Source organism: Pseudomonas sp. 05T35 (assembly GCF_056396605.1).
The window spans coordinates 1-9,943 of the sequence record NZ_JBFTLU010000164.1; the positions used below are offsets into that span (position 1 = coordinate 1).

General features: G+C 54.8%; 11 protein-coding genes. 6 read left to right on the plus strand and 5 right to left on the minus strand.

The genetic code is table 11. The annotated features are described in order from the left end of the window. Positions 1-124 precede the first annotated feature (124 nt). Positions 125-895 (plus strand): trans-aconitate 2-methyltransferase, encoded by a 771-nt coding sequence (tam, locus tag AC1DH9_RS14430; protein WP_477808332.1) that lies wholly within the window; start codon positions 125-127, stop codon positions 893-895. A gap of 35 nt (positions 896-930) precedes the next feature. On the opposite strand, the gene AC1DH9_RS14435 is transcribed toward tam, so the two are convergent. Beyond that, positions 931-1,338 carry a type II toxin-antitoxin system HicB family antitoxin gene (locus AC1DH9_RS14435; protein WP_071551463.1) on the minus strand — a complete coding sequence of 136 codons (408 nt, stop codon included), beginning with the start codon at positions 1,336-1,338 and terminating at the stop codon, positions 931-933. A 500-nt stretch (positions 1,339-1,838) separates the two neighbouring features. Then, a complete protein-coding gene (locus AC1DH9_RS14440) occupies positions 1,839-2,177 on the minus strand; it encodes a hypothetical protein (RefSeq protein ID WP_054596084.1) in 339 nt (112 codons plus the stop codon). Positions 2,178-2,631: 454 nt separating this feature from the next. Between AC1DH9_RS14440 and AC1DH9_RS14445 the strand changes: the two genes are divergently transcribed. The 5 genes from AC1DH9_RS14445 to AC1DH9_RS14465 are packed head-to-tail and all read left to right on the plus strand — an operon-like array spanning position 2,632 to position 7,673. Further along, positions 2,632-4,089 carry a c-type cytochrome gene (locus AC1DH9_RS14445; protein WP_427536769.1) on the plus strand — a complete coding sequence of 486 codons (1,458 nt, stop codon included), beginning with the start codon at positions 2,632-2,634 and terminating at the stop codon, positions 4,087-4,089. A 48-nt stretch (positions 4,090-4,137) separates the two neighbouring features. Beyond that, on the plus strand, positions 4,138-5,913 hold the full coding sequence (gene ctaD, locus AC1DH9_RS14450; protein WP_427536914.1) for a cytochrome c oxidase subunit I: 1,776 nt from the start codon (positions 4,138-4,140) through the stop codon (positions 5,911-5,913). Beyond that, positions 5,910-6,602: a cytochrome c oxidase subunit 3 gene (locus AC1DH9_RS14455; RefSeq protein ID WP_477808333.1), complete on the plus strand. Its 693-nt coding sequence runs from the start codon at positions 5,910-5,912 to the stop codon at positions 6,600-6,602. Before ctaD ends, AC1DH9_RS14455 begins: the two co-directional genes overlap by 4 nt. Before the next feature lie 6 nt (positions 6,603-6,608). Beyond that, positions 6,609-7,322, plus strand: a complete 714-nt coding sequence (locus AC1DH9_RS14460; RefSeq protein WP_427536765.1) for a heme-copper oxidase subunit III family protein — start codon at positions 6,609-6,611, stop codon at positions 7,320-7,322. A 33-nt stretch (positions 7,323-7,355) separates the two neighbouring features. Next, positions 7,356-7,673, plus strand: coding sequence for a cytochrome C oxidase subunit IV family protein (locus AC1DH9_RS14465; RefSeq protein WP_054598259.1), 318 nt, complete (start codon positions 7,356-7,358; stop codon positions 7,671-7,673). Between the two features lie 44 nt (positions 7,674-7,717). Here the strand turns inward: AC1DH9_RS14465 and AC1DH9_RS14470 are convergent, their stop codons facing one another. From AC1DH9_RS14470 to AC1DH9_RS14480, 3 genes are all read right to left on the minus strand, one after another. Further along, the gene (locus tag AC1DH9_RS14470; protein ID WP_347929172.1) at positions 7,718-8,278 is read right to left on the minus strand and encodes a magnesium transporter; all 561 of its coding nucleotides are present in this window, start codon (positions 8,276-8,278) and stop codon (positions 7,718-7,720) included. 197 nt (positions 8,279-8,475) lie between these two features. Then, positions 8,476-8,745 carry a hypothetical protein gene (locus AC1DH9_RS14475; protein ID WP_054596089.1) on the minus strand — a complete coding sequence of 90 codons (270 nt, stop codon included), beginning with the start codon at positions 8,743-8,745 and terminating at the stop codon, positions 8,476-8,478. A gap of 738 nt (positions 8,746-9,483) precedes the next feature. Further along, on the minus strand, positions 9,484-9,943 hold a 460-nt coding region (locus AC1DH9_RS14480), incomplete at its 5' end, for a DUF2326 domain-containing protein (RefSeq protein ID WP_477808334.1).

Genomic DNA, 9,943 nt, shown 5'->3' on the forward strand with positions numbered 1-9,943 from the left:
CTTGGCGGGTCCGTCGCTTACTGGCGCCCCACGGCTTGGCGGGTCCGTCGCTTACTGGCGCCCCACGGGCGAAACGCCGAGGCTAGTGCGTCGCTCATGTCCTGATCCGTTACAGGAGTACGCGATGAGCTGGTCTGCCAAACAGTATGTGGCTTTCGAAGATGAGCGCACGCGCCCGGCGCGCGATTTGCTGGCGGCTATCCCGAGCACCGATGCGCGTTCGGTGATCGACATCGGCTGCGGCCCCGGCAACTCTACCGAATTGCTCGTGCAGCGTTTTGCCAACGCCAAGGTGCGCGGCCTGGACAGCTCGGCCGACATGATCGACGCTGCCCGCAAACGCTTGCCGGACGTACGCTTCGACACCGCCGATATCGCCGCCTGGAGCGAGCCCGGCCCGTTCGATGTGATTTTCGCCAATGCGGTGTTCCAGTGGTTGCCCGACCACGCCACGCTGTTGCCGTCGCTGGTGGCCAAGCTCGCACCCGGTGGCAGCCTGGCGATTCAAATGCCCGACAACCTCGATCAACCGTCGCACCGGATGATGCGTGAAGTCGCCAATAACGGGCCTTGGGCCAGCAAGCTTGCGGACATCGCCGGGAAACGGACGCCCCTCGACGATGCCAACACCTACTACCAGATGCTGTGTTCGTGCGCCTCGCGGGTCGATGTGTGGCGCACCACCTACCATCATCCGCTGGCGGGCGGTCCCGCGGCCGTGGTCGAGTGGTTCAAGGGCAGCGGTTTGCGGCCGTTTCTTGAACCGCTCGACGAGGCGGAAAAAGCGCAGTACCTCGAGCAATACCTGGCTGCGTTAGAGCCATTCTTCCCGGTACTGGCCGATGGTTCGGTGTTGCTGCCGTTCCCGCGTTTATTCATTGTGGCGACCMGCTAAAGGCCGTTGCTGCATCAGGACTGAGGCTGTTGCCCTCAGCCCTGTTGCAACACTTTCAACGCCGCCGAGGCGAGGAAGCCGGAGCGGCTTTTCTCTTCCGGGTGATGCAGCACGTATTCGTCGATACGGGTCAGCAGATAGCCGGGCAGGGTGATGTTGAGTTTCTGAGCCTTGCCCAGGTACTTGGTGACATCGATGTCCACTAATGCCCAGGTAACGCCGGCGTACTGCGGATTGGCCGCGTGTACGGTGACCTTGTTGGCGGGCGGAATCGCCGATCCGTCTTCGGCGAGTATCTCGAAGTGGCCTTCGATGGCTTCGCGCGCCATGGCGATCGCATCGTCCAGGTCATCACCGGCCGAGAAGCAGCCCGGAATATCCGGCACTTCCACGCCCCAGGCGTGTTCGTTATCGCCCATAGAAATCGCAATTGGGTAAAGCATGTACGTTGTCCTCCGGGTGCTGTTCGCCGACTCAATACAGCAGGGCCTATACCTACTGAAAATAAGTTATCAACACTATAACCACCGCGGGTGGCGACAGAATGGATGAGTGGTAGGGAACAGTGTAGGAACCACCGCAAGACACGGTGTCCAGGAGCAGCGCTGGAGTGTTTCTGATTCCTTCAAGCCAGTTCAACGCGTGTTGCTGCTGAACGGCGGGCATAAAAAAACCGGTCACTGAGGACAATGCCAGTCAATTAAACGCAATCCATGTGGGAGCGAGCCTGCTCGCGATAGCGGTGGGTCAGTCAACATTGATGTTGGATGTTATACCGTCATCGCGAGCAGGCTCGCTCCCACAGGTTTGTGCCTTAACTGACTGGCATTGGTCACTGAGGACCGGTTTTTTCATGTCTCTGCATCCCCGTCAAACCATCGCGGTGTTGGACACTTCACGCAATCTGGACAGAGAAAGACCAATGCCGATCATCACGGAGTCGCTACTCAAGCAGCTGATCAATCAATACCGCATTGGTATAGATCAAGCTTCCATCGCTTGCTCGATGTCCGACCAGATGGAACTGACCGCGTTCGTGTTGCAAATAGACGCGCATTTGGCAGTCGGACAAGGGGCCGTATCCCTCAGGCAGGATCAAATCCATTGAACTCATGTCGACATCGACCATGGCTTCACGCTCATGGGTCTTCTGCAGGCGTTCTTCAGCTTCCTCCAGGCGCAGGTGGAGGGGGGCATCGACGTCAAAATGGATCTCTCCCACCGGGGTGGATTTTTGGGCGCCGCTGATTTTGCACCAGCCTTCGATCGTCAAGGCACTCATGACGGAACCTCCGTTGTGGACTGCTGGACTCTGTAGCTCGGGCCGCTGCTGGTCGATCGCTACTGTCCGTAATCAGAAATTAAGTATAGCTGGCAACCGGGCCTCGCTTAGGGGCGTGGGGCTCGACCCTGATTCTTTTGACTGATCGGAAACAAGTCGCTATGCCCAATCCAGTACCGGGAGACGTGATGCTGAATTTCTTTAGCTATAGGTGGCGAATGGATTTAAATAATTAACTTGTTGTTGGAGTTGGAGTTGGAGTGCTCGTGCGTCACGGTACTTCAGGAGAAGCGCGTGCTCCGTTCCTGCACTATACTTCTTGCTGACTTTACCGTCAGGAGCAGTGGTGCTTGTCTGCTCTGCTGGGACGTCAGATTAATATTAATTTGACGATGCTGTTAAGTGGCGATGCTTTTGCATAATCCACGCGTAACAGGAATAGGATGAAGAGAAAATGGCAATAGCAATTATCTTGATTCTAATCGTTGTTGCATCAGTGTTGTTCAATATTCTGGCGCCTTGGCATGCGACACCGGCCGCTTCCAACTGGGGGTCGATAGACACCACCCAGTTCATCACCCTGGTCATCAGCGGAATATTTTTCATCGCCATCACGGTATTTATGGCGGTCGCCGTGATGCGTTATCGTCATAAGGACGGTGCCAGGGCGGCTTACCAGCCAGGCAATAAAAAGTTGGAGTTATGGTTAATTATCGTTACGTCGGTCGGTATTGCCGCGATGTTGGCGCCAGGCCTGGTTGTTTATAGTGATTTCGTCCGGGTGCCGAAAAAAGCTTATGAACTTGAAGTGGTTGCCCAACAGTGGCAGTGGGCTTTTCGTTTTCCCGGTCGAGACGGGAAGTTGGGAAAGTCGGATATCAAGTTTGCTGATTCCATCAACCCTTTCGGTCTTGATCCCAAGGATCCTGCAGGGCAGGACGATATATTGATACTCAACAATGAAGTTCACCTTCCGCTCGATCAGCCGGTAAAAGTTTTACTGCGTTCTAAAGATGTGCTGCACGATTTCGATGTACCGCAAATGCGCGGCAAGATGGACATGGTGCCGGGGATGGTGTCGTACTTTTGGTTTACGCCAACTAAAACCGGGCAATATGAAATTATGTGCGCTGAATATTGTGGCGTAGGGCATTACAACATGCGCGGCCATATGATCGTGGACGAACAGAACGCCTTCGATCAATGGCTGAGCAGCCAACCGACTTTTGCGCAGACATTAGCGGCAGCTACCAAACCCAGTCGCGACAGCGTGCTGGAAAAAGGCCGACTGTTGGTCGAGAAGTACGGTTGCAACGCCTGCCATAGCCAGGATGGCAGTGCCAGTCTCGGCCCGGGATGGAAAGGGCTGTACGGCCGCACTGAACAGCTTGCCGATGGCACCAGTGTGCAGGTCGATGAGGCTTACCTTAAATCGGCGATTCTCGATCCAAAGGCCCGGCGGGTGCAGGGCTACCCGCCGGTCATGGTGGCCTATACTCTCAATGATGATGAACTGGGTGCTCTCGTCACCCTGATCAAATCACTGGGTACCGCGCGCCAAGGCGATGAGCTTTCTGCCCCAGGTGAAGACTTGGCGGCGCAGGGACAGCAACTGGCCAAGTCGTTCGGCTGTCTGGCCTGCCACAGTGTCGATGGCAGCAAGGGCGTCGGCCCCAGCTGGCAGGGTCTGTATGGCAAGACAGAAACCCTTGAGGACGGTACGAGGATAAAGGTCGATGAGGACTATATAAAAGAATCGGTTCTTAAGCCTAACGCCAAAATCGTCAAGGGTTATGCACCCATCATGCCGACCTTTACGCCGAGTGATAAGGAGTTGAGCGCACTGATCGCTTTTATCAAATCCAAAGCGAATGCCGACGCTGACGCGAGCAAGGCGGAGCCAGGAAAGTAGCCGTAAGCAGCCAGCAATACACCGAAACTTCAGTTGGAGGATGACGTGATGGCCTATGCGGAGCAAGCCGAAACAGAAGCACTGCACGAGCCCAAAAGTTTCCTGACCAAATATATCTGGAGTCAGGACCACAAGGTCATCGCCATTCAGTATTCCTTGACGGCTATATTCGTGGGYATCATCGCCGTGGTGTTGTCCGATTTGATGCGCTTGCAGATAGGCTTCCCCGGTAGTTTGGGGTTCATGGACGCCAGTACTTACTATCAAGCGATGACCATGCACGGCATGATCATGGTCATTTATTTGCTCACCGCCTTGTTTCTCGGTGGCTTCGGCAACTATCTGATCCCGCTGATGGTGGGGGCCCGTGACATGGTCTTCCCCTACGTCAACATGCTGAGTTACTGGACCTACCTGCTCGCGGTACTGGTGTTGCTCGCCAGTTTCTTTGTTTCTGGCGGCCCCACCGGTGCGGGCTGGACGCTCTATCCGCCACAGTCCATTACCAAGGGGACACCGGGGACCGAGTGGGGCATCGTACTGATGCTCGTCTCACTGGCGATTTTTATCGTCGCAACCACCATGGGCGGGTTGAACTACGTCACCACGGTGTTGCAGGCGCGCACGCACGGCATGACATTGTTTCGCATGCCGCTCTCTGTATGGGGAATCTTCATGGCCTCGATCATGGCCTTGCTGGCTTTCCCGGCGTTGTTTGTCAGCGCGATCATGACGCTGTTCGACAAGCTGTTGGGCACCAGTTTCTTTATGCCGGCGATCATCTCGCTGGGGCAGCAGCTCGATCACCAGGGTGGCAGCCCAATATTATTCCAGCACCTGTTCTGGTTCTTCGGCCATCCGGAAGTCTATATCGTTGCTCTCCCAGCGTTTGGTCTGGTCTCCGACTTGATCAGCACGCATGCGCGTAAAGGTATCTTCGGCTACCGAATGATGGTGTGGGCCATTATTGCGATTGGCGTACTCAGTTTTGTGGTCTGGGCACACCATATGTATGTCAGCGGAATGAACCCGTACTTTGGCTTTTTCTTCGCCACCACCACCTTGATCATCGCGGTGCCGACCGCACTGAAAGTCTACAACTGGATTCTGACCCTGTGGCGGGGCGACATTCATCTGACCGTACCGATGCTGTTTGCCCTGGCCTTTATCGTCACCTTTCTGGTCGGCGGTCTGACCGGGTTGTTTCTCGGCAATGTGATCGTGGATATTCCGCTTTCGGATACCTATTTCGTCGTGGCCCATTTTCATATGGTCATGGGTGTCGCACCGGTACTGGTGGTGTTCGGCGGCATTTATCACTGGTTCCCGAAAGTCACCGGGCGCATGACAAACGAAACTCTGGGCAAGCTGCATTTCTGGATTACCTTTCTCGGCACCTACGCGATTTTCTTTCCCATGCACTACCTGGGTTTCCAGGGCATGCCACGCCGCTACTACGCCTATGACAACTACGCGTTCATCCCGCAGTCGGCGCAAGAATTGAATTCTTTCATTACGGTGGTCGCATTGATCGTCGGCGTTTCCCAACTGCTGTTCCTGTTCAACCTGGCTTGGAGCACTTTCAAAGGCAAGCCCGCAGGCAGTAACCCCTGGGGCGCGGCCAGTCTGGAATGGCAAACGCCGGACACCCCGCCGGTACACGGTAACTGGGGCGCGAAGCTGCCGGTCGTGCATCGCTGGGCCTACGACTACAGCATGCCGGGAATAGACCAGGATTTCGTTCCGCAAACGGTCTCCGACGAGGAGCTGGAGCAGATGCGGCAACTCAGTGCAGGAGCCAGTATTGCGGACGTTAAGACATGAACAGGCTGCTATTKAGAAACGCCGACGGTGCTGACCCCGGCGGTAGTTGGAGTGGTGGTCCTGAGGATGTTCAGGCCGCCGAGGTTGCCGATAGAATCCAAAACGCAAGAGTCGGCCTGCGCTTGTTTCTGGCCGTGGTGAGCTCGTTATTCTTTCTCTTTTTGGTTGCCTTTATCGAACGCTCGCAAATGGCCGACTGGCGACCCCTGACGGAGCCCTTGGCGCCCTTGGCCAACCTATGGCAGCTATGGCTGAATACGGCTTTTCTGGTATTCAGCTGCATCGCCCTGCAGTGGTCGCGTATGGCCGCCCGACAGGGGCGACTGGACGCAACGGTCATTGGTTTTGCAGTGGGGGGTRTATTTGCCGTTGCCTTTCTGACGGGACAACTCTGGGTTTGGCAGCAGTTTGTCGCCTGGGGCTACTTTGTCGCCAGTAATCCGGCCAACAGTTTTTTCTACCTGTTGACTGGCCTGCACGGGTTCCACCTGCTGGGCGGGCTGATCGCCTGGAGCAGAACCGTCGCTAAATTCCTGCATCACGTTCCGTTGCCGCAACTCAGCGCCAGCGTAGAGCTCTGTGCCATCTATTGGCATTACTTACTGGGTCTTTGGTTCGTGCTATTCGCGCTGCTGACCAGTACGCCGGCAACCTATGAAGCCATTGCCAGATTCTGCGGCCTGAGGTGAAAAGCCATGGCATCGCACCCGCTAGCCCCACTCGAGTCCAGTTCATCCAACCCACCCAGCTCGCCACCTGCAACGGGATGGCAGGGCATCGCCAACGACTGGGCCTCGGACAGAGAGGCTTTCAGGCAGGTGCCTTGGGGCAAGGCGATGATGTGGATATTCCTGCTCAGCGATACGTTTGTATTTACCTGCTTTTTAACCGGCTACATGTCGGTACGCATGACGATCACCAGCGCCTGGCCGAACCCCAGTGAAGTGTTTGCATTGACGATCGGCGGCAGAGAAATCCCGCTTATTCTGATCGCCATCATGACCTTTGTGCTGATCAGTAGCAGCGGCACCATGGCCATGGCAGTCAATTTCGCCTATCGCCATGATCGCGCGAAAACCGCTGCCCTGATGCTGGCGACCGCAGCCTTCGGGGTGACCTTCGTCAGCATGCAGGCATTTGAATGGAGCAAGCTCATCGCAGAAGGAGTGCGTCCCTGGGGGAACCCCATGGGGGCGGCGCAATTTGGTGCCAGCTTTTTCATGATTACCGGTTTCCACGGGCTGCATGTGTCAGTCGGCGTCATCTACCTCAGCATTGTGGCGATGAAAGTATTGCGCGGAGATTATGAGCGCTCCGGAAACTATCAGATCGTCGAGATAGCCGGGCTTTACTGGCACTTCGTGGACCTGGTGTGGGTGTTTATTTTTGCTTTCTTCTATTTATGGTAGGTCGTGAACAGCTTCTGAAGAGGAGCACTGATGATGGCGCATACCCAGGGTCAGCAACATCCAATCAGCTTGTACCTTAAAATCTGGGGGCTGTTATTCGTCCTCAGCACGCTGTCGTATCTCGTCGACTATTTTCACTTCCAGGGCTACCTCCGGTGGTTCCTGATCATCACGCTCATGTTGTTGAAGGCAGGTCTGATTGTCTCCGTCTTCATGCACATGGCCTGGGAACGGTTGGCCATGGTCTACGCCATATTGGTGCCACCGTTGTGTTTACTGGTACTCGTCGGACTGATGGCCACCGAGGCTGATTATGTGTTCCTCAGCCGGGTGATTTTCTTCGGCCAATAAGCGACGTCCGGATGGCACTTCCGGACGCCCTCAAGCCTGCGGGGCTAACCCGATATCACTCGTTTGAACTGATGCCATTTGTGCTGCCAGGCGACTGTCCAGTGGGGGGCTGCCGTTCCCGTGCCGGCGATCTTCAGCCTTGGATGATGTTCGATTACCCGGTCCAGTACCGATTCCTGATCCGGCTCAACATCCACGAAGAAGATATGTTTACCCTCGTCGACCACCTGTTTAAAACTGCGGAAGTGAGTGTTTGGCACCTGGATTCCAAAAAAACCGCCTTCCCAGATGCTGAAGCCCAATATAACAATGGCAAGGAAGATAAAAGGCATCCAGCCTGCAGCGGATTCGGTCCAGCCCAGCCAATAGGCGCCACCCAGGACCAGCGCCGCGAGTGGTATGCCGACCACCGCACCAATCTCGCCAGAGTGAACAGTATCTTGCTTCATTAACGAGTTAACTTCGTGGAGGTGATGTTCTTCAACATCAGCCACTTCTTCACTGAGCACATGAATTTGTTCGGTATTGATGCCGTTGGCTTCCAGTTCATTTTCAACGGTTTCAAGATCGTCGAGATTGTCACTGATGTAATAGTGCCGATTCATACCACACCTCCCATCTCGTGCTTGCTGTGGACCTCCTCTGTCCTGCAGCCGTTAACTGAGATTTGCAGTCGGTATCTGTAGCGGTAGGGGACGTTGCAGACTTCATGCAATTTGAAAGAAGTATAGCATTCGCTAGCATGCGTGATTTGCAGTGTCAAGATCTGGAGAAGGCGCCGAAACAGCGCCCCCTTGTAACGTCAGGACGGTTCTGCATCCATGCGTCGCGCAATCACATCCAGCACATCGCAACCGTCGCGCAAAGGTATGCAGCAGAGCAATGCGAAGTCGCTGAGAATGACCGAGTCAGTGGTGATGTCACCCCGCATCGCGAGGTTTTCAAGAATCTGCGTCACGGCTCGGATTCTGTAGCTGGCCGTGCTGAGCAGTGAATGCAGCGGTTGAGTGGTGTTGACGAACAGGGAGGGTAGGTCGTCGGCGTTGCTGGTTAAGGCCATGTATTCATTCATGAGTGATCACCATGTAGTTGGAGGACCCCACCACTCAATTGTCGCCAAACAAATGGGTGGCAGCTGTACGCGGGTTGGCGAACCGKACATGGCATAACCGGCAGATCCTAGGATCTCCCACGCACAGCTACCAAAAAACAGGCAGCTAAGTGCGTTCAAAAGCGCTCCGAAACTGCTCGGAAGCTTCTGCACCATGTCGTCGAGTCGCCAAACCCGACACGCCATTTGGGCGTCGGCCGACTATAAGCCTCGTGACAAAAGCACAGCAATGCGCAAGTGTACGGACAATTCCCAGTGTCGTGTGGGACATTGCCTTTTCGGAAATTGGCTTCTTTGTGCCACCAGTAAATGGGTGGTCGACACTGAATTTGGCTGGTGTTAACAGGTTGTTCAAGGGTGGAAGAAACAGTGCTTCACTAAATCCCGCCCACAAAAAACCGGCCACTTGGACCGGTTTTTTTATGTCTCTACATCTCCCGTCAAAACCACCTTGACGTGAGACCAAATTCGATTGGAGCGGGTGAAGGGAATCGAACTCTTAATGGACACGGAGGTGCGAATGTTGTGTAGGTGTGTAGGTGCGCGAGCGGCGTTCGCCCCTGGAATCGTTGGCTACACAGATGACCCTCCAGTAGAGACAGGCCAAGCACGCCGGCCAGACTGGCGCACAGAGCCGCTTCAACAACTGCGAGGTATGCATGAGCATCCCCGTGCTCATGCCTCGCCGTTTAGGCCTCCCTACGTTCTCTTCTCTTTCGCCCTCCAATCCTTGCTGTAGAGCAGTTTGTCGCGGTGTAGTTGTAATACCTTATTGGTTTGCAGGATTTTCTGAGTTGCGCTGTTGAACTTCTTTGCCTCATCAAAAGCTAGGAAAATTTGCTTTTGTTTGAAGGAGGCCAGGATCTTAATGATATGTTCAGTGGCGGCAATTTCGATGTTTTTGTATATCATCGAATCATGGATGACGAATGGCAGGCGCGTGAGCGACAACATTGATAGGTCAAACCCGACCAATCCCGCATACGATTTGCCTGTTCCAGTATCCAGTGGAGAGGTGAAGCTGTAAGAGTTGGCACTCTTAATACGAAGCTGTGACGGGTTACGCTCAGGCCCGTAAACAAGGTTGTTGAATTTCTCAAGTTTCTGATTGATAGCGCCTTCAATCTCAAGGAAGATTTTGTCGTAGATAGCATCTAGG